General features: G+C 67.8%; 16 protein-coding genes. 6 read left to right on the top strand and 10 right to left on the bottom strand.

Annotated features, from left to right (window positions below; genetic code table 11):
- Positions 1–22: 22 nt before the first annotated feature.
- From ACQ4LY_RS14240 to ACQ4LY_RS14225, 4 genes are read right to left on the bottom strand one after another with little or no spacing between them, the layout of a single operon-like run.
- The gene (locus tag ACQ4LY_RS14240) at positions 23–958 is read right to left on the bottom strand and encodes a 3-oxoacyl-ACP synthase III family protein (protein ID WP_431072497.1); all 936 of its coding nucleotides are present in this window, start codon (positions 956–958) and stop codon (positions 23–25) included.
- Entirely contained in the window at positions 952–2,244 is a 1,293-nt protein-coding gene (locus ACQ4LY_RS14235; RefSeq protein ID WP_431072495.1) for a F390 synthetase-related protein, read from the bottom strand. Before ACQ4LY_RS14235 ends, ACQ4LY_RS14240 begins: the two co-directional genes overlap by 7 nt.
- Positions 2,244–3,041, bottom strand: a complete 798-nt coding sequence (locus ACQ4LY_RS14230; protein ID WP_431072493.1) for an MBL fold metallo-hydrolase — start codon at positions 3,039–3,041, stop codon at positions 2,244–2,246. Before ACQ4LY_RS14230 ends, ACQ4LY_RS14235 begins: the two co-directional genes overlap by 1 nt.
- On the bottom strand, positions 3,038–4,027 hold the full coding sequence (locus ACQ4LY_RS14225) for an NAD-dependent epimerase/dehydratase family protein (protein WP_431072491.1): 990 nt from the start codon (positions 4,025–4,027) through the stop codon (positions 3,038–3,040). The genes ACQ4LY_RS14230 and ACQ4LY_RS14225 overlap by 4 nt, the downstream gene beginning before the upstream one ends.
- Before the next feature lie 32 nt (positions 4,028–4,059).
- On the opposite strand from ACQ4LY_RS14225, the gene ACQ4LY_RS14220 reads away from it, so the two are divergent.
- On the top strand, positions 4,060–5,277 hold the full coding sequence (locus ACQ4LY_RS14220) for a glycosyltransferase (protein WP_431072489.1): 1,218 nt from the start codon (positions 4,060–4,062) through the stop codon (positions 5,275–5,277).
- Between the two features lie 3 nt (positions 5,278–5,280).
- Here ACQ4LY_RS14220 and ACQ4LY_RS14215 read toward each other — a convergent pair whose 3' ends face one another.
- On the bottom strand, positions 5,281–7,383 hold the full coding sequence (locus ACQ4LY_RS14215) for a DNA gyrase/topoisomerase IV subunit B (RefSeq protein WP_431072487.1): 2,103 nt from the start codon (positions 7,381–7,383) through the stop codon (positions 5,281–5,283).
- Positions 7,384–7,566: 183 nt separating this feature from the next.
- Here ACQ4LY_RS14215 and ACQ4LY_RS14210 point away from each other — a divergent pair, with 183 nt between their 5' ends.
- Positions 7,567–7,779 (top strand): DUF7455 domain-containing protein, encoded by a 213-nt coding sequence (locus ACQ4LY_RS14210; RefSeq protein ID WP_042540282.1) that lies wholly within the window; start codon positions 7,567–7,569, stop codon positions 7,777–7,779.
- A gap of 88 nt (positions 7,780–7,867) precedes the next feature.
- Here ACQ4LY_RS14210 and ACQ4LY_RS14205 read toward each other — a convergent pair whose 3' ends face one another.
- Complete coding sequence (locus ACQ4LY_RS14205; RefSeq protein WP_431072484.1) at positions 7,868–8,908, bottom strand: alanine racemase; 1,041 nt, start codon at positions 8,906–8,908, stop codon at positions 7,868–7,870.
- Positions 8,905–9,612: an alanine racemase gene (locus tag ACQ4LY_RS14200; protein WP_431072482.1), complete on the bottom strand. Its 708-nt coding sequence runs from the start codon at positions 9,610–9,612 to the stop codon at positions 8,905–8,907. Before ACQ4LY_RS14200 ends, ACQ4LY_RS14205 begins: the two co-directional genes overlap by 4 nt.
- Positions 9,613–9,691: 79 nt before the next feature.
- On the opposite strand from ACQ4LY_RS14200, the gene ACQ4LY_RS14195 reads away from it, so the two are divergent.
- Positions 9,692–10,708 (top strand): sugar-transfer associated ATP-grasp domain-containing protein, encoded by a 1,017-nt coding sequence (locus tag ACQ4LY_RS14195; protein ID WP_431072480.1) that lies wholly within the window; start codon positions 9,692–9,694, stop codon positions 10,706–10,708.
- A 72-nt stretch (positions 10,709–10,780) separates the two neighbouring features.
- On the opposite strand, the gene ACQ4LY_RS14190 is transcribed toward ACQ4LY_RS14195, so the two are convergent.
- From ACQ4LY_RS14190 to ACQ4LY_RS14180, 3 genes are all read right to left on the bottom strand, one after another.
- The gene (locus ACQ4LY_RS14190; protein ID WP_431072478.1) at positions 10,781–11,473 is read right to left on the bottom strand and encodes a coenzyme F420-0:L-glutamate ligase; all 693 of its coding nucleotides are present in this window, start codon (positions 11,471–11,473) and stop codon (positions 10,781–10,783) included.
- On the bottom strand, positions 11,473–12,708 hold the full coding sequence (locus ACQ4LY_RS14185) for an RNA polymerase sigma factor (RefSeq protein WP_056307492.1): 1,236 nt from the start codon (positions 12,706–12,708) through the stop codon (positions 11,473–11,475). The genes ACQ4LY_RS14190 and ACQ4LY_RS14185 overlap by 1 nt, the downstream gene beginning before the upstream one ends.
- 178 nt (positions 12,709–12,886) lie before the next feature.
- Positions 12,887–13,828, bottom strand: a complete 942-nt coding sequence (locus tag ACQ4LY_RS14180) for a proteasome assembly chaperone family protein (protein WP_431072476.1) — start codon at positions 13,826–13,828, stop codon at positions 12,887–12,889.
- Between the two features lie 104 nt (positions 13,829–13,932).
- Here ACQ4LY_RS14180 and ACQ4LY_RS14175 point away from each other — a divergent pair, with 104 nt between their 5' ends.
- The 3 genes from ACQ4LY_RS14175 to sucB all read left to right on the top strand — a co-directional run bounded on the left by ACQ4LY_RS14175 (position 13,933) and on the right by sucB (position 18,636).
- Complete coding sequence (locus tag ACQ4LY_RS14175; protein ID WP_431072474.1) at positions 13,933–15,405, top strand: leucyl aminopeptidase; 1,473 nt, start codon at positions 13,933–13,935, stop codon at positions 15,403–15,405.
- A gap of 2 nt (positions 15,406–15,407) precedes the next feature.
- Positions 15,408–16,781 (top strand): dihydrolipoyl dehydrogenase, encoded by a 1,374-nt coding sequence (gene lpdA, locus ACQ4LY_RS14170; protein ID WP_431072472.1) that lies wholly within the window; start codon positions 15,408–15,410, stop codon positions 16,779–16,781.
- 67 nt (positions 16,782–16,848) lie between these two features.
- A complete protein-coding gene (sucB, locus tag ACQ4LY_RS14165; protein ID WP_431072470.1) occupies positions 16,849–18,636 on the top strand; it encodes a 2-oxoglutarate dehydrogenase, E2 component, dihydrolipoamide succinyltransferase in 1,788 nt (595 codons plus the stop codon).
- The last annotated feature ends 8 nt before the right edge of the window (positions 18,637–18,644 follow it).

Raw genomic sequence — 18,644 nt, 5'->3', positions numbered from 1 at the left:
TCCCGGCGCTCCCGCTCGCAGCTCAGAGTCGGAGTGCCAGGATGTTGGCTGTGAGCCCGGCGGCCGTGCCGCAGAGGATCACCGTGTCACCGGCACCGACCCGACCGCTCTCGAGCGCGCGGGCGAGCATGAACGGCACCGATGACGAAACCATGTTGCCGAACTCCCTGACCTCGTCGATACGGCGTTCGGCCGGGATCCCGAGGCGATCGAGCATCGGTCCGAGCGCGGCCGACGCCTGGTGGGGCACCCAGAGCGCGACATCGTCGTAGGAGATCCCCGAGTTCCGGTGGAAGGCGTCGAAGAACTCCGGCAGCACGCGCATCATCCCGAGCAGTGCACGGCGTCCGTTCATGTCGAACAGGTAGTCCGCGGGGTCTGCCGTGGCATAGGCCTGTGCAGGCGACCCGGACAGTCCTCCCCTGATCTCGGTGTCGTGCGCATAGGCGGGCCAGGTGCGCTGAGCGCTCGCGATCACGCCTCGGTCAGGGTCCACGGAGCGGCGGAGCACCACAGCCGCGCCGGCATCGCTGAAGAGCTCGAAGCTCTCACGCTGTTCGGGATTCAGGAACCGCGTTCCCACGTCGCCCGCGAACACGAGGATCGTGTCGTGGTCGCCGGCGTGCAGGTACCGCGAGGCGACGTCGAGAGCCGTGATGAAGCTCGTGCAGGTCGAGTTGACGTCGAAGGCCGCAGCGTGACCGGTGAGAGTCAGTCTTTCGAGTACGAGCGCGGCCGTGCACGGGATCGGCTGGATCCCGGCAGCTGAGGCACCGAGCACGAGGTCGACCTGATCCGCAGTGACTCCCGCGTGTGCGAGCGCGCGCTCGCACGCCTCGGTCAGCATGTCGAGATGCGACACGTCGTCCTCGATGCGATACCGCGTCTCGTCGTCGAATCGCACCGTGCGGGCGGGGAGCGACGTGCCCCATCCGACGATCTCGCAGTTCCTCACCATCTCCGGTCCCCCCATTCCTGCACCACCCGGCGCAGCTTCACCGACCCATCTCGCACGAAGTCCACGAACGTGAGTTCGGGTCGCTCGCATCCGAGTCTGTCGGCCAGCGCTCCCACCTCGTCTTCGACGCGGCGCCGAGACCGATCATCGACCGCGTCCAGCGCGATCTGCAGCCGCGACGCGCCGATCTGGGTGATGCGGTACTCGTCGAAGCCGTCGGCGTAGAGAAGCGCACGGGTGATCACATCGGCGAAGACCGGGACGTCACGCCCGTCGAGTCCCCGGAAGACCAGCGTGTCGCCCTCCCTGCCCTCGATGCGCTCGATCGCCATGAGCGCGCTGCCACACGGGCATGGTCGATCCCGCTCGCGGAGGACATCGCCCAGCCGGTACCGCACGATCGGCTGCGCACGTCGGCGGAGGTCGGTGATGATCGGCGTGAATCGCTCGGCATCCAGCATCTCGCGCTCGACGAGGATGTTGTCCTCGTTCAGGTGGATGACGCCGCGCTCGCAGGTGTGCGCGAGGAACCCCTCCGTGCACTGGTACAGCTGGTGCAGAAGATGTTGTCCGAGCGACTGCCTGATGCGCTGCTCGTCGGCGATCTCCAGCACCTCGGCCACCGAGTACACCCGCTGGGGCACGACGTCGAAGGCCCCGGCATCGGCTGCGCGCGCGATCAGTCTCAGGACAGACGGCGGGGCGACGAGGATGGTCGGGCGGTACTCCTGCAACCGGGCGATGTTCTCGTCCATGTCGGAGTACACGTCGAAGTATCGGAACGACACCGCTCGCGAACCGACCGACTCGTAGAGACTGTTGTCCGCCCGGAGGAACAGGGCGATCCGATGTCCGAGCAGATTCCCTCGAGGGAGTGTGCGGGCGAGCACCGTCCCCACCCAGGCATCGCGTTCGGCGCTGCTTACCACGAAGAGGCCGCGGTGGCCGCTCGTCCCGCTCGAGAGCCCGACCGAGTTCGAACCCAGATCCGCCTCGAAGTCTCGGGAGCGCTCGTTCTCGATCGCGAGGGCGAGCGCCTCGTCGCGTCCGGCGCCCACGGTGTTGATCTCGTCGAAGCGGCTCATCATGACGCTCTTGTCCATGAACGGAAGCTCAGAGAAGGGCCGGCTCGCCAGCTGCTCGCGGAAGTACGGTGAGCGCTGCCGCAGGAAGCTGAGGTGCGACCGCAGCAGGCGACGCTGACGTCGTTCGACGGCCGACCTCGTGCGCAGCGGCCGGAACCACCGCACCGCGACGAACTCACGCAGGATCGCGAACTTGGTCATCAGCCCAGCAGCTCCTTCGCGCCGAGCGGGTCATGGCTGCACACGACCCGGATGCCGGTGGATGCGAGGTCGCCGAGAACGCGCGCTGTGGCGGCGTACCGATCCGCATCGTGCTGGACGAGCCGGGGCAGCATCTTCAGACCCTCGGAGGCCTCGATCAGATCGGTTCCCCAGGCCGCATCCCCCGCAAGTAGCACTCGGTGCTCGATCAGCGCGCCCAGGTGCCCGTCGGCGTGGCCGGGGAGATCGACGACCAGGTATGAGCCGTCGCCGAAGAGGTCGTGAGCGCGCACTGCGACGCCGCGGATCTCGACCGTCGAGAATGCGTCGACGTCGAGCACGCTGCGGTCCGCGCCAGGGAACCACTCGGGGAACAGCCCCGGGAGCACTCCCGTGCGCAGACGCGGTGCCGAGAGCGTCCGCTCGTGTCCGGCGCTCAGGACGAAAGTGGCGTGCGGAAACCGACGGACTCCCCCGACATGGTCCGGATGCAGGTGAGACAGCACGACATGCGAGACGGATGCCGGCTCGACGCCGTCGGCGCTGAGGCGTGCGGCGACGTCATCCGCATCGTCGACGATCGGCGGCAGCAGGCGCCGGTAGACGGCACCGCGCCAGCCGGTGTGCCACTCGCCCGTCGCGTAACCGGTGTCGAACAGCACGCGCCGTCCGTCTGCGCCGTCGTACAGGAACACCCCGGACGGGAACTCGCGGACTCCATGCGACGCGCCGTGGAACATCGCACCGATATCGTGCGCAGTGCTCCCGCAGACGTAGTGGCGGAGTCGGGCGGTCACGCGCTCGCCCTCAGATGGGCGGCGACCGTGACGAGGGCATCGTCCAGCGTCACCTCGGGGCGGTATCCGAGCTCCTCGCGCGCGCGCGTGATGTCGAGAGTCTGCGAGTAGGCGATGGTGCTGAGCGTATAGCGGGTGAGCGCAGGCTCCGGCCGACCGGGAAGCACCGCGCACACTCCTTCCAGAGCGGAGGCGAGGGTCCATGCGACCCGTCGGCTCATCGGACGGAACCGAGGCGTCTGCCCCATCAGCTCGAGCAGCGTCGTCAGCAGCTCGCGGAACCGCCGTGGGTCGCCGTTCGAGATGTTGTACACCCCTCCGGCGCCGTTCCCCTCCGTCACCGCGAGTCGCAGCGCCGCAGCGACGTTCTCGACCGCGGTCACGTCGATGAGGTTGTCGCCGCCGTCGAAGAGGGGCACGCCGATCCGCGTGTGCACATCGAGCAGTCTCGGCACGAGGCTCGGATCCCCCACTCCGATGAGCCCCCGAGGGCGCACGATCACGAGCTCGGGGATCTTCGCGGCATCGAGCGCCTCGAGCAGAAGGTCCTCAGCCGCGATCTTCGAGCGGATGTAGCCGTTGAGACGGTTGCTGCGATCGACGTCGGGCTCGCGGATGGCGACGCGGTCGCGGGCCCCGGCGTACACGCTCGGAGACGACACGTGCACGATACGCCGGACGCCGTTGCGGCGGGCGAACTCGACGACATGACCCGTGCCCTCGATGTTCGCCTCGCGGAAGTCCTTCCACGGACCCCAGGGCGTCGACAGCGCCGCGCAGTGGATCACGGCATTCACTGGCAGATCGCGGGCGCGGAGCGAAGCGAGATCGCCCGAGACCCGGTGCTCCGTGTCCGCGACCTGGGCGAGGGCTGACGTGTTGCGCCCCGCTGCGAAGACCTCGAACCCGTGGCGCTGAAGCTCGGGCACCACGTAGCCGCCGAGGAACCCGCTCGCCCCCGTCACCAGCACACGGGCTCCGGACATGCACATCACCCTAGCCGCCCTATTGTGGTCGAGTGCGCATCGCCATGGTCACCGACTACTACCTGCCGACTCTGGGCGGCGTGCAGACCGTGATCAAGGCGCACAAGGAGGCACTGGAGCACGCCGGGCACGAGGTCTTCGTGTTCGCTCCCCTGGCCGAGCCCAGTGCCGATCCGCACATCGTGCGGCTGCCCACGGCGCGCGGCTTCGCCCCGGACGGCTATCCGTTCACGTGGACGCCGACAGCCGCGGCGAAGGCCCTGCGCGACGGTCTGAGCGCGCGCGGGATCGAGATCGTCCACGTGCACACCGAGATGTTCGCGGCGCTGGCCGGGTTCGACGCCGCGCGGGCCCTCGGCATCCCGATCGTGCAGACCATGCACGGGCGCATCGATGTCTACACGCGATCCGTGCTTCCGCTGCCCTCCGTCACGACGGCGCTGCTCGCAGCCATGCATCGACGACGTCTGAGCCACGGCCGAGCACGCATCGACTCGACCGCCGCGTACGCGAAGACGCGGATGGCCCAGCGGATGTGGCGGCTCATGGTGAGTCAGGCGAACCATGCCGACCAGGTGATAGTGCCGTCGGCGCATTTCGCGGCGAAACTGGTCGCCCAGGGCGTGCAGACACCGCTCACCGTGCTGTCCAACGGGCTCGAGTCGAGTGTGCTCGACAGGGTCGGCTCACCGACGCCGAGGATCATCGCATCGGACGACGAGCTCCGAGTGGTGTGGTGCGGCCGGCTGTCACCCGAGAAGCGGCCTCAGGTCTTCGTCGACGCCCTTCGACACTCGCCCGGCGTCCGCGCCGAGATGTTCGGTGACGGCGTCGCGCGTCGCACTGTCGCGGATGCCGCGGCGGGTCTGCCGGCCGGGCGCCTCACGGTGCACGGCGGAGTCCCCCAGTCCCGGGTGCTCGGCGCCATGCGTCAGGCGCATGTCCTGGTGTCGACCTCGCTCGACTTCGACAACCAGCCGATGGTCATCCTCGAGGCGATCGCATCGGGGCTGCCGGTGATCGTCACCGACCCGGACCTCGCCGAGATGCTCCCCGACGGCGGCGGAATCGTGACCGAGACCCCGGACGCGACGGGGCTCGCACATGCACTCCGCGCGCTGCGCGACGACCCGGCCGCCGTCCGGTCGATGAGCACGGCCGCGATCTCCCGCCGCGAACAGGTCGCGCAGGACACCCACCTGGATGCTCTGATCGATGTCTACCGAGCCGCGCTGTCGCTCGCGCGCTGACGATCAGGCGTCGATCGACTCCCGCGACAGGCGGTCGGAGGAGTCGATGATGAACTCGCGGCGCGGAGCGACCTCGTTGCCCATCAGCAGCTCGAAGACGCGACCCGCCGCCTCGGCATCCTCCATGCGCACGCGGCGCAGAAGCCGTCCGCCACGATCCATCGTGGTGTTCGCGAGCTGCTCGGCGTCCATCTCACCCAGACCCTTGTAGCGCTGGATCGGCTCGTGCCAGCGCTTGCCGGCCTTGCGCAGCTTGGCCAGGAGCGTGTGCATCTCCTGCTCGCTGTAGGTGTAGATCGTCTCGTTCGGCTTCGATCCAGGGTTCATCACGATCACCCTGTGCAGCGGCGGCACCGCGGCGAACACGCGTCCGTGCTCGATGAGCGGACGCATGTACCGGTAGAAGAGCGTGAGGAGCAGCGTACGGATGTGCGCACCGTCGACATCGGCGTCGCTCATCAGGATCACCTTGCCGTAGCGCGCGGCGTCGATGTCGAAGCTCCGACCTGACCCCGCACCGATGACCTGGATGATCGACGCGCACTCCGTGTTCGACAGCATGTCGCCGACGGACGCCTTCTGCACGTTGAGGATCTTGCCTCGGATCGGCAGCAGGGCCTGGAACTCGCTGTTGCGCGCATTCTTGGCCGTGCCGAGCGCCGAGTCTCCCTCGACGATGAACAGCTCGCTGCGCTCGACCTCGTTCGTGCGGCAATCGACCAGCTTTGTCGGCAGGGTCGACGACTCAAGGGCGTTCTTGCGTCGCTGGGTCTCCTTGTGCGCGCGAGCCGAGACGCGGGCCTTCATCTCGGCGACGATCTTGTCGAGCAGCTGCGTCGCCTGGCTCTTGTCGTCTCGCTTGGTCGAGCCGAAGCGCGCCGCGAGATCCTTGCGGATCACCTGCGCCACGATCTGGCGCACGGCCGGTGTACCGAGGATCTCCTTCGTCTGCCCCTCGAACTGCGGCTCGGGGACGTTCACCGTGAGCACCGCGGTGAGGCCGGCGAGGACGTCGTCTTTCTCGAGCTTGTCGTTGCTGCCGACCTTGAGCCGTCGCGCGTTCTGATCGACCTGTGCGCGCAGCACCTTGAGCAGCTCCTGCTCGAATCCCTGCTGGTGCGTGCCGCCCTTGGGGGTGGCGATGATGTTGACGAATGACCGTGTGGTCGTGTCGTAGCCCGTTCCCCAACGCATCGCGATGTCGACGGCGCAGACGCGCTCGACCTCTGTCGCGATCATGTGGCCGTCGGCCTGCAGAACGGGGACGGTCTCCTTGAAGGTGCCTTCGCCCTGAATGCGCCAGGTGTCGGTGACGGGAGCGTCGTTCGCGAGGTACTCGACGAACTCCGAGATGCCGCCGTCGTACCGGTACGAGGTCTCGATCGCCTGGCCCTCGACCTCGGATCCGTTCGCCGCACGCTCGTCGCGGATGACGAGCTCGAGGCCGGGGACGAGGAACGCGGTCTGTCGAGCGCGGTTCACCAGATCGTTGAGCTGGAACGCCGCATCCTTCGTGAAGATCTGGTGATCAGCCCAGTAACGGATGCGCGTGCCGCTGGTACCGCGCGGCGCCTTGCCGACGACCCTGAGCTCGCTCTTGTCCTGGAACGGCGTGAACTTCGCGTCCGGTCGCTTCTCCCCTGAGTCGGCGAAGAGTCCAGGCTCGCCGCGATGGAACGACATCGCGTACGTCTTGCCGCCGCGGTCGACCTCGACGTCGAGACGCTCGGACAGCGCGTTGACCACCGAGGCACCGACACCATGCAGACCACCGGATGCGGCGTACGATCCGCCGCCGAACTTGCCGCCGGCGTGCAGCTTCGTGAACACGACCTCGACGCCGGTGAGACCGGTCCGGGGTTCGACATCGACGGGGATTCCGCGGCCGCGGTCATGGACCTCGACGCTGCCGTCCTCGTGCAGGATGATGTCGATCTTCGAACCGTTGCCCGCGACGGCCTCGTCGACGGCGTTGTCGATGATCTCCCAGAGGCAGTGCATCAGGCCCGGGGATCCGTTCGAACCGATGTACATACCGGGACGCTTGCGGACGGCCTCGAGCCCTTCGAGCACCTGGAGATGATGGGCGGAATACTCGGCGGTCACAATCTCCGAGTCTATTCGCGATGCATCCCCTGTGCCCGCAGACACTCCCCGCAGGGGACACTGCGACTGCAGCGCGTACGCGCTGAGCGAAACACGCCGCAAACCGGGCATTACTACAGCCACAGCGTGGTTACATTGATCACGCCCAACCAGCGAACCCGACACTCTCAAGGAGGCACCGAGATGAACGCAACGACTGAACGTGAGACCTCCGCCGTCGAGTTCCGCCTGACCGCCATGGATCGCTGTGATTCGTGTGGCGCTCAGGCCTACATCGCGGCCGAGGTCAACGGCTCCGAACTGCTCTTCTGCGCCCACCACGGACGCAAGTACGAAGAGAAGCTCCGCAGCATCGCCACGAGCTGGCACGACGAGACCGCTCGTCTGATCGACTGAGCCATTCGGTCTGATCCGCCTCGGAGCCCGTCATGCGACGGGCTCCGCTTTCGTTGAGCGGTCCAGCTCGCCGATACTCGACGCGTCCTCAATCGATGACGACACGTCGCACGCGAGGAGTGAGCCGGGTGAGGATCTCCTCCCCGACCGTGTCGATCCTCTCGGCGAGGGTGGTCGCGCTGGATTCCCCCTGCTCCCCCGCCCCGAAGAGCCGCACGGTGTCACCCACCTGCATGCCAGGCCATGAGGCGACCACCGACGTCGTCATGTCGATGCGGATCAGCTCGCGCGGTCCGTCCGGCGTGCCCACATTCACACCCACGAGCGTGGACGGGATGCCGTCGAAAGAGCCGATCGCGATCACCGCGTGCTGCTCGCTCACCTCGATGACCGTCGCCACGAGCTCGGCCACGGGCAGGATCCCCTCGAGGTCCGGGCCGTCGGCCGAGCGGACGCCGTAGCAGAACGCGCCGATCCGAGAGACGGAACCGCGCAGCTCGGGGCGCCACCAGGATGCCGCGGATGCCGTCAGGTGCAGCGCCTCGGGGGTGTCTCCGGATTCCTCGACCACGCGGACCGCCTCGAGGAACGCCGCTTGCGCCTCATCGTCCTCGGCGTCGCTGGCTTCGGCCAGATGGCTCCAGATTCCGACGAGCTCGAGCTGCCCTGCGTCCTCGCCGGCACGGACGCGCGCGATCGTCTGCGCCCACTCCTGCGGAAGCAGTCCGTTGCGGTGCAGCCCCGTGTCGATCTTGAGATGGATCCGGGCGCGGAGGCCGAGGTGCTGGGCCCGCGCGACGACGCGCTCGAGATACTCGGCGCTGCCGACGCCGAGGTCGATCCGCTGACGCAGCGCCTCGGCGATCTCGGGATCGGTCGACGTGACCCAGGCGAGCACGCGCCCGCTCTCGCCCAGTACGCGCCGCGCCTCGACACCGCTGCCGACGTCATAGGAGCCGTACCATTCGACGCCTGCGCTCTGTGCTGCCTCGACCGCCCAGCGGAGCCCGTGTCCGTACGCGTCGTCCTTGAGGACCACCATCAGTGCCGACGGAGCGATGCGCTCGCGCACGGCGGCGATGTTCGACACGAACCGATCGGTGCGGATGCGGAGTTCCGGGCGGCTCATGCCTCCCACCCCCGCTCCGCGTGCGATCCGGCCACGGTGATGAGCTCGGCGATCGTGAGTCCGGTCACAGCGCTCCAGCGCGCGAGCCCCGGGCCGGCAGGTCCCAGCCCGCCGAAGTAGGTGGCGTCGACGCCGGGCCGGGAGTCGGCGGCACTCTGCAGATCGATCACGCAGACATCCATCGCAATGCGCCCGATGATCGGCCGTTGCACGCCTTCGACCTCGACGTGGGCCGCGTTGCCGAGCGCCCGCACGATCCCCTGCGCATATCCGCCGGTGATGAGTGCCGCTGTGGTGTCGCGCGATGCCCGATGCGTGTAGCCGTACGAGACCGCGTCTCCGGCCTTCAGCGGCTTCGTCGAGAGGATCCGTCCGGCGAGGCGCATCACGGGGGTCGTGCGCAGCGTCCCCTCGGCATCGGGCAGTCCGTAGAGCAGGAACGGATCGATGTCGGCCGCGCCGTCCGTGACCGCCTCGATGCCCTCGAGTCGCAGTATCTCGACCTCTTCGGCGTGGTCCACCAGCACGGCGGCAGCGCCGGCCCCCGTCACGGCGTGCGCGATCGCGAGCACTCCATGACCCCAGGCATCCCTGCGGAGATCCGCGATTCGGCCTCCGGCATCGACAGCTGCGGACGCGGACGTGGCCAGGGCCGACCGCGAGATCATCGCCCGCGGACGGGAGCTGGATGTCTTCTCACACACGGTTCCAGCCTAGCTCCGCCTTCTCAGGATGCCCTGCGTGCCCCCCGTAGACTGGAGGAGACCCCGACCTTGGAGATCCATGTCACGCTTTTCCCTCGTGCCCCGCGTCCGCTATCTGGTGACGCGCGCCCGCCGCATCGACGTCGCCTCGGTGATCGAGAGGGCCAAGGAGTCATCCGCCCAGCACGGCAAGGCGGTGCCTCTCGTGGTGGTCGACATGCTGTGGTCGGCGGGTCGGCACAACGTCGGATTCCAGGACTACATCGACTACGACTTCGCGATCCTCACCAGGGCCGAGCGCGACACCTTCATGACGCACCCGGTCTCCAACGAGATCTCGCAGAAGTACGACCACCCCGACTACCGGCACCTCTTCCACGACAAGGCCGAGTTCAACGCCGTCTTCGACGCGTTCCTCAAGCGTGAGTGGATGCTCATCACGGAGGGCAATTCCGACGAGCTGCGCGCCTTCACGGAGCGCCAGGGCACGATCGTCGTCAAGGAGACGCACGGTCAGGCCGGCACCGGGGTGCACCGCTACCACGCAGCAGACGTGACCGATTGGAGTGCCTTCCACGCGGAGCTGCTGTCGAAGAAGCAGGTGCTGGTCGAAGAGGTCATCCGTCAGCACGCCGACCTCGCGGCCGTCTGCCCCGGCACGGTGAACACCACGCGCATCACCGCGTTCTTCGACGGCGAGAAGACGCACATCCTCGCCATGGCGCAGAAGTTCGGGCGCGGAGCGGTGAGCGACCAGATGAGCTTCGGCGGTTTCTACACGATGCTCGACGAGAACGGGCACTCCGTCGGTTCGGGCTACGACTCGCACGGTCACGTGCACGTGACGCACCCCGACTCGGGCTTCCCGATCGCCGACTTCCAGCTGCCGATGATGGACGAGGTCAGGGAGTTCGTCGACCAGGTGGCTCGCGTCGTGCCACAGGTGCAGTACGTCGGGTGGGACGTCGTGGTCACCCCCGAAGGGCCTGTCCTGGTCGAGGGCAACTGGGGAGCCGGCGTGTACGAGAACAAGCCGAGCGTCACGGGCATCCGCACGGGCCACAAGCCTCGCTACCAGGCCGCGATCGGGTTCTGACCGACTCAGGTGCGAAGAAGGCCCGGATGCTGAGCATCCGGGCCTTCTTGCTGTCAGTACCACGAGCGAAGATCAGACCTCGCGGACGATTCCCATCGGCGTCGACTGCGTCGCCTGTCCGAGTGGATTGTCGCCCAGAATCTGCACGAGCCGGCGCTCACCCGCCCGGTCGAGGGTAGAGCCCAGGATGTTGCCACCGATGTCGTTGATGTCGACGACCGCGACATCCACCTGTCCGCCGACCAGCTTCTGGACGCGGAGAGCGACCTCGCGCGGGTTCTTCGGCCCGAGCACGACCGCCTGGTTGTAGGGCGGGATCGTGTTCTTCGTGGGTCCGTCGATCGCGCGGGCCTTGTCTCCCGCGATGCGATAGAAGTCGCCGCGACGGCCGAAGGCCTTCGTGATCACCGAGACACCGGCCGCGAAGAGGATGCGCAGGGTGCCGCACTCTCGCAGCGCCATCTCCATGGTCTCCGGCATGCCGAGACCGATGCCGTAGGACGTGCGTACGACGTACCGCGAGAGGAAGCGCGCGAGCGGACGCGGAGTGATCTCGTCGAGACGGTATGAGCGTCCCTGCGTGATCGCCACGATCTTCTCGGTCACGAACAGCAGGTCTCCCGGCTGCACGGCATCCTTCGCGTACTCCGTGATGACGGAGTCGAGGTCGTCATCAGGCATGACGACGCGGGTGCGCAGCGGGATACGTGCGTAGCTCTTGCCGTCGACGCTCGTCTCGAGCGCCTTGCCCTCGTTCGCCTGCATCACTCGAGGTAGTCCCGCAGCGACTGCGAGCGGCTCGGGTGGCGCAGCTTCGCCATCGTCTTCGACTCGATCTGACGGATGCGCTCGCGCGTGACGCCGAATGTGTCGCCGATCTGGTCCAGCGTCTTGGGCTGACCGTCGCCGAGTCCGAAGCGCATCCGGATGACACCGGCCTCACGCTCGGAGAGCGAGTCGAGCAGCTGCTCGAGCTGGCGCTGCAGCATCGTGAAGCCGACCGCGTCCGCAGGGACGACGGCCTCGGTGTCCTCGATGAGGTCACCGAACTCGCTGTCGCCGTCCTCACCGAGGGGCGTGTGCAGCGAGATGGGCTCGCGACCGTACTTCTGAACCTCGACGACCTTCTCGGGCGTCATATCCAGCTCGCGGCTGAGCTCTTCCGGCGTGGGCTCACGGCCCAGGTCCTGCAGCATCTGGCGCTGCACGCGGGCCAGCTTGTTGATGACCTCGACCATGTGCACCGGGATGCGGATCGTGCGGGCCTGGTCGGCCATGGCGCGCGTGATCGCCTGGCGGATCCACCAGGTGGCGTACGTCGAGAACTTGAAACCCTTGGTGTAGTCGAACTTCTCTACTGCACGGATCAGACCGAGGTTGCCCTCCTGGATCAGATCCAGGAACTGCATGCCGCGACCGGTGTAGCGCTTGGCGAGAGAGACGACGAGACGCAGGTTGGCTCCGAGCAGGTGGCTCTTCGCGCGCTGGCCGTCACGGGCGACCCACTGCAGGTCGAGTCCGAGCTGACCGGCCTTCTCGGCGGCGGTCATCGTCGAGAGCTTCTCCTCGGCGAACAGACCGGCTTCGATGCGCATCGCGAGCTCGACCTCTTCGGCCGCGTTCAGCAGGGCGACCTTTCCGATCTGCTTCAGGTAGTCCTTGACAGGATCGGCCGTCGCACCGGTGATCTGTGTGGAGTAGACCGGCACGTCCTCGTCGTCGTTCGACGAGATGACGATGGCGCCGGTCGGCAGAGGCTCGGTGAACTTGGGCTTCGAGTCCTCGTCGTCCTCATCGGGTTCTGCGGGCGGAGGAGTCTCGTCGTCTTCGACGATGTCATCGGCCTTCTTCTTCTTGGCGGGCGCGCGCTTGGCAGCGGCCCGCTGCGCGGCGGTCTTGGGAACCGGCTTCTCAGCGGCCTCCTCGACCGGGGCGTCGACCTCGGGAGCGTCGGCGGTCTTCTTCGTCGTCCGGGTCTTCTTCGTCGTGGCAGGAGTCACGTTTCGCCTTTCACGGGGCCGCTCGCAGGCCCCGGAGCATTTCGGACACTAGTAAGACCCTTGTCAAGTCAGATCTCCGGAAAGATCGATTGACAACGGGTCAGAGTCCTAGTATCGCACACGTGTGGACATGCCGGTGCATTCGGCCGAAGTTCACGACCCGATGTCGACCCCGACGTCAGCCTCGGCCGGGCTTGTCCTCATCGCCGCTGGGACGCGAGGCGAGATAGCGCTCGAGTTCGGCGGCCAGTTCGTCGGCGCTCGGAAGGTCGCGCTCGTTGAATCCACCCTCGTCGTACGAGCCGTCCTCCGGGTCGCGGCCGGCCATGTACGCGTCGTAGCGGCGCTCGAGGCCCTGCACCATCTGCTGCAGCTCGTCGTTGCCGAGCACCTGCTCGTCGACCCTCGTCAGATAGTCCTGGCGTCGCTCCTGCACCTCGTCGAGCAGGATCACGAGGCCGGTGGCGGCCATGAGCTTCTCGGCGGCCGCGATCACGGCTTCCGGGTTCTCGGTCTCTGCGAGGTAGTGCGGCACGAGCAGGACGAAGCCGACGACGCGGGCGCCGTGCTCGGCGAAGCGGAACTCGAGCAGATGCCCTGCGGTCGCCGGCACCTGCGTGCGCGGACGCCACACGGAGTGCGCGACCGTGAGCTCGCGACGGTTGCCGCTGACCGTGGTGCCGATCGGACGGGTGTGGGGCACGGGCATCGCGATGGAGTGGACCCAGTTGAGACCCGAGACCTCGAACTCGTCGGCGAGGTCGAGCACGGTGCGGGCGAACTCGTTCCAGGCGAAATCGGGCTCGTAGCCCGCGAGGAGCAGGAACTTCTGGCCGAGGGCATCGGTCGCGAGCGACAGCTCGAGCCGTGCGGGACGGAACTCCGTGAGGTGATCCTGATCGAACGAGATCACGGGGCGGCGCGCGCGGTAGTCGAGGAGCACGTCGTTGTCGAACACCGCGATCGGCTCGGGAGAGGTCGTTTCGCGAAGGTGCTCGATGAGACCTGTGACAGCGCTGCCCGCATCGGTGAAACCCGTCAGGAGCAGGACAAGGGGCAGCCCGCGCGGCACCGCCGGCGCGTTCGCTACACGTTCATGGATCTCTCCGGAGAAGGGCATGAGTCCATGCTACGAGCAGGTTCCGACGGGCGGGCGGTGGCCGTCATGCTGAGAGCGAACACTCGCTCCGCGTCTCCCCCTGCAGGCTTCCCTAGGATGGAGTCATGACGCTTCCCGCGCTCTCGCGCACCTCAGATCAGTTCCCCGGAAGCGCTGCAGACGCCGCAGTGCTCGTCATCCCCGACATCTCCGACTCCACAGAGTCGTTGTCGGACCACCCGGGACTCGCCGCCTCTCTGAAGGGCATCGGCTTCACGGGCTCGCCGTCGGCGTTCGCCCGCGTGTACGCCCCGGAGGTCACAGACCTGCCGTTCGCCGTCGTCGGTGTCGGACGCACCGCCGATGCCGCTGCCGTCCGGAACGCGGTCGGCGCAGCACTTCGCTCGCTCACCGGTTTCGAGAACGTCTCACTCGGGCTCGCTCCCGGACTCGAGGAGTTCGCCTCCGCGGCGGCAGAAGGCGCTGTGCTCGGCGGCTACCGATTCGACAGTTACCGACGCGAGGCCGGCAAGAGCCGTGCCTCGTCGGTCGTGCTGCATGCGGATCTCGACGATGAGGAACTCTCTCGAGCAGTCGCGGTCGGCGAGGCCGTCGCCCTCGTGAAGGATCTCGTGTTCGTGCCTGCCGAGTGGCAGAGCCCCACCCAGCTCGCGCAGAGCGCGGCGGACAGCGTCGAGGGCCTCGACGTCACCGTCGAGATCCTCGATGAGGATGCACTCGCCGCGCAGGGCTTCGGCGGAATCCTCGGCGTCGCCCAGGGGTCGGACCGTCCTCCGCGTCTCGTACGACTCGACTACGCACCCGCGAACGCCACCCGCCACATCGCGCTGGTCGGCAAGGGGATCACGTTCGACACCGGCGGGCTCTCGCTCAAGCCCGCGGCATCGATGGTGGGCATGAAGTTCGACATGGCAGGCGCGGCGACGAGCGTCGCCGCGCTGCGTGCGATCGCCGCGCTCGGTCTTCCCGTGCACGTCACGGCCTGGCTCTGCATCACCGACAACATGCCGTCCGGTCGCGCGCTGCGCCCCGGCGACGTCATCCGAATGCTCGACGGCACCACCGTCGAGGTCCCGAACACGGATGCCGAGGGGCGACTGGTCATGGCGGACGGCCTGGTCGCCGCGAGCCGCGAGAACCCCGACGTGATCATCGACGTCGCGACGCTCACCGGCGCGATCGTCATGGCGCTGGGCCACCGTCACACCGGTGTGTTCGGCGCCGATGACGCGGTCGCCGAGTTCCTGAGCGCCGCACGGGCCGCAGACGAGCTCGCCTGGCACATGCCTCTGCCGGAGCACATGGAGGACTCGCTCGACTCCCCCATCGCAGACATGCAGAACGCGAACATGAGCGACCGCATGGGCGGCGCATCGTATGCAGGGCTCTTCCTGCGACGCTTCGTCGGACGCGTCGCCGACGAGAAGGACGCCCCTCGCATCCCCTGGGTGCACCTCGACATCGCCGGATCCGGCGAGCACAACGGTGCGCCGTACGGCTTCACCGACAAGGGCCCCACGGGCGCGATGGTCCGATCGATCATCGCGTTCGCCGAAGCATCCCACACGGAGGCATGATCATGACCACCCACACCTTCGACATCGTCGTCCTGGGCGGCGGAAGCGGCGGATACGCCGCAGCACTGCGAGCGAGCGAACTCGGCAAGTCCGTCGCACTGATCGAGAAGGACAAGGTCGGCGGCACCTGCCTGCACCGGGGATGCATCCCCACCAAGGCGCTTCTCCACGCCGCAGAGGTGGCGGAGCACGTCCGGGACGCCGCTCACGTCGGCATCTCCGCGACGCTCGAGGGGATCGACCCCGCCGGCGTGCGCGCCTACCGCGAGGGCATCGTCGCGAAGAAGTACAAGGGCCTCGAAGGTCTCGTCAAGGCCCGCGGCATCACGACAGTCGCCGGCATGGGCCGCCTCAACACCGACCGCTCGGTCAGCGTGGGAGACGACGTCTACATCGGCACGGACGTGATCCTCGCCACAGGGTCCTACAGCCGCACCCTTCCCGGCCTGGAGATCGGTGGGCGGATCCTGACGAGTGAGCAGGCGCTTGCTCTGGACGTCATCCCCGAGCGCGTGCTGATCCTCGGCGGCGGTGTCATCGGTGTCGAGTTCGCGAGCGTATGGCGCTCGTTCGGCTCCGAGGTCACGATCATCGAAGCACTCCCGCATCTCGTCCCCAACGAGGACATCGCGATGAGCAAGGGCCTCGAGCGTGCCTTCCGCCGCCGCGGAATCCAGTACTCGCTCGGCATCCGGTTCCAGACCGCCACGCAGGACGACGGATCGGTCACGGTCACGCTCGAAGACGGCAAGGAGTTCTCCGCGGACTATCTCCTGGTCGCGGTCGGCCGCGGTCCTGTCACGGCTGACCTGGGCTTCGAAGAGGCAGGCGTCGACCTGGACCGCGGATTCGTCACGGTCGATCAGGATCTGCGCACCGGCGTCCCCGGAGTGTGGGCCGTGGGCGACATCACGCCGGGTCTGCAGCTGGCACATCGCGGCTTCCAGCAGGGCATCGCAGTCGCGGAGCGGATCGCAGGCCTCTCCCCCGCGAACATCCCCGACATCCAGATCCCGAAGGTCACCTACTCGAGCCCCGAGGTCGCGTCGGTCGGCGTGACCGAGGAGGCAGCCGTCGCCGAGCACGGTGCGAATGCCGTCGTCGCATACGAGTACAACCTCGCCGGCAACGGCAAGAGCGAGATCATCGGAACGAGCGGTCTGGTCAAGGTCGTGCGCCTCAAGGATGGTCCTGTCGTCGGCGTCCACCTGCTCGGCGACCGTGTGGGCGAACTCATCACCGAGGGTCAGCTGGCTGTCGCGTGGGAAGCCCACCCCGAGGACATCGCACCCCTGATCCACGCTCATCCCACTCAGAGCGAAGCACTCGGCGAAGCCTTCCTCGCTCTCGCCGGAAAGCCACTGCACGCCCTCTGAACACCAACCGGTGAACAGTTCACTAAGCTAGACACGCGTCATTTAACTTCTTGAAGGAGACTCAGTCATGAGCACATCCGTCGTCCTCCCCCCTCTCGGCGAGAGCGTCACAGAGGGTACGGTCACCCGCTGGCTCAAGCAGGTGGGAGACACCGTTCAGGCGGATGAGGGCCTGCTCGAGATCTCGACCGACAAGGTCGACACCGAGATCCCCTCGCCCATCACCGGTGTGATCGAAGAGATCCTCGTCGCCGAAGACGAGACCGTCGAGGTCGGCGCGCTGCTCGCGCGCATCGGCGACGGCAGCAATTCGGCTCCTACCGATGATGCTCCTGCCGCTGCCGCTCCGGAGGCCGAGCAGGCACCGGAGCCCGCCGCGCCGCAGGCCGAGGCACCCGCCGCCCAGGCAGAGCCCGCACCTGCTGCTCCCGCCGAGGCCGCACCGGCCGCCGCTCCGGCGGGCGACGCCACCGACATCGTCCTCCCCGAGCTGGGCGAGAGCGTGACCGAGGGCACCGTCACCCGCTGGCTCAAGCAGATCGGTGACACGGTCGAGGTCGACGAGGCCCTGCTGGAGATCTCCACCGACAAGGTCGACACCGAGATCCCCTCGCCCGTCGCCGGCGTGCTTCAGGAGATCGTGGCCGCTGAAGACGAGACGGTCGCCGTCGGCGCCGTGCTCGCCCGTGTCGGCTCCGGTGCTGCTCCCGCGGCGGCCGCCGAGACTCCTGCTCCCGCGGCAGAGGCTCCGGCCGCTCCCGCAGAGACTCCTTCCGCCCCCGCCGAGGCTCCGGCCGCGCCGGCGGCTGAGGCCCCCGTGACTCAGGCTCCCGCTGCCGAGGCTGCCGCCGCACCTGTCGCCCCGGCTCCTCCGGCCGCACCGTCGGAGCCCGCACCCGCTGCGGCTTCGGCACCAGCCGAGCCGAAGCTCTCCCTTCCCACGGAGAGCGACAACCTGTACGTGACCCCGCTCGTTCGCCGCCTGGCCTCGCAGCAGGGTGTCGACCTCGCCAGCGTCACCGGTACCGGCGTCGGAGGACGCATCCGCAAGGAAGACGTCCTCAAGGCCGCCGAAAGCGCCTCGTCCGCACCCGCTGCGGCCGCCGCACCTGCCGCGCCGGCTCCGCTCGAGGTCTCGCCGCTGCGTGGCACCACACAGCCGATGTCGCGGCTGCGCAAGGTCCTCGCCAAGCGCGCCGTCGAGTCGATGCAGCAGACCGCTCAGCTCACCACCGTGGTCGAGGTCGATGTCACCGCTCTCGCGGAGTACCGCGACAGCGTCAAGGGCTCGTTCCTCGAGAAGACCGGCGACAAGCTCTCCTTCCTGCCGTTCTTCGCTCTTGCCGCCGCCGAGGCGCTGCGCGCCTTCCCGATCGTGAACGCCACGGTCGACGGGGAGAACATCGTCTACCCGGAGTCGGAGAACGTGTCGATCGCGGTCGACACCGAGCGCGGCCTGCTCACGCCGGTTCTGCGCGATGCCGCGTCGAAGAACATCGCAGAGATCGCCCACGAGATCGCTGACCTCGCCGCTCGCACGCGTGACAACAAGCTGAAGCCCGACGAGCTCGCCGGCGGAACGTTCACGCTGACCAACACCGGTTCGCGCGGCGCGCTGTTCGACACCCCCGTCGTCTTCCTGCCGCAGTCCGCGATCCTCGGCACCGGAACGGTCGTCAAGCGCCCCGGTCTGGTCAAGGTCGGCGGCGCAGACGCGATCGCCGTGCGCTCGTACGTGTACCTCGCGCTCTCGTACGACCACCGCATCATCGACGGTGCCGACGCCGCCCGCTTCCTGGGCGCCGTCAAGGCCCGCCTCGAGTCGGCTCAGTTCGCCGCTCAGCTCGGAGCCTGACCACAGCA

The sequence above is a fragment of the Microbacterium phyllosphaerae genome (genome assembly GCF_050628115.1).
GTDB classification, from domain to species: Bacteria; Actinomycetota; Actinomycetes; order Actinomycetales; family Microbacteriaceae; genus Microbacterium; species Microbacterium phyllosphaerae_A.
Note: the sequence above shows the minus strand (reverse complement) of the source record. Positions and strands in the feature narration are given on the sequence as shown.

Bases quoted from the DNA above. Each gene is read 5' to 3' on its own strand.
- ACQ4LY_RS14240 (WP_431072497.1), bottom strand. From the start codon at position 958: ATGGTGAGGAACTGCGAGATCGTCGGATGGGGCACGTCGCTCCCCGCC.
- ACQ4LY_RS14235 (WP_431072495.1), bottom strand. From the start codon at position 2,244: ATGACCAAGTTCGCGATCCTGCGTGAGTTCGTCGCGGTGCGGTGGTTC.
- ACQ4LY_RS14225 (WP_431072491.1), bottom strand. From the start codon at position 4,027: ATGTCCGGAGCCCGTGTGCTGGTGACGGGGGCGAGCGGGTTCCTCGGC.
- ACQ4LY_RS14210 (WP_042540282.1), top strand. From the start codon at position 7,567: ATGAACGCAACGACTGAACGTGAGACCTCCGCCGTCGAGTTCCGCCTG.
- ACQ4LY_RS14205 (WP_431072484.1), bottom strand. From the start codon at position 8,908: ATGAGCCGCCCGGAACTCCGCATCCGCACCGATCGGTTCGTGTCGAAC.
- ACQ4LY_RS14195 (WP_431072480.1), top strand. From the start codon at position 9,692: ATGTCACGCTTTTCCCTCGTGCCCCGCGTCCGCTATCTGGTGACGCGC.
- ACQ4LY_RS14190 (WP_431072478.1), bottom strand. From the start codon at position 11,473: ATGCAGGCGAACGAGGGCAAGGCGCTCGAGACGAGCGTCGACGGCAAG.
- ACQ4LY_RS14180 (WP_431072476.1), bottom strand. From the start codon at position 13,828: ATGCCCTTCTCCGGAGAGATCCATGAACGTGTAGCGAACGCGCCGGCG.
- ACQ4LY_RS14175 (WP_431072474.1), top strand. From the start codon at position 13,933: ATGACGCTTCCCGCGCTCTCGCGCACCTCAGATCAGTTCCCCGGAAGC.
- lpdA (WP_431072472.1), top strand. From the start codon at position 15,408: ATGACCACCCACACCTTCGACATCGTCGTCCTGGGCGGCGGAAGCGGC.
- sucB (WP_431072470.1), top strand. From the start codon at position 16,849: ATGAGCACATCCGTCGTCCTCCCCCCTCTCGGCGAGAGCGTCACAGAG.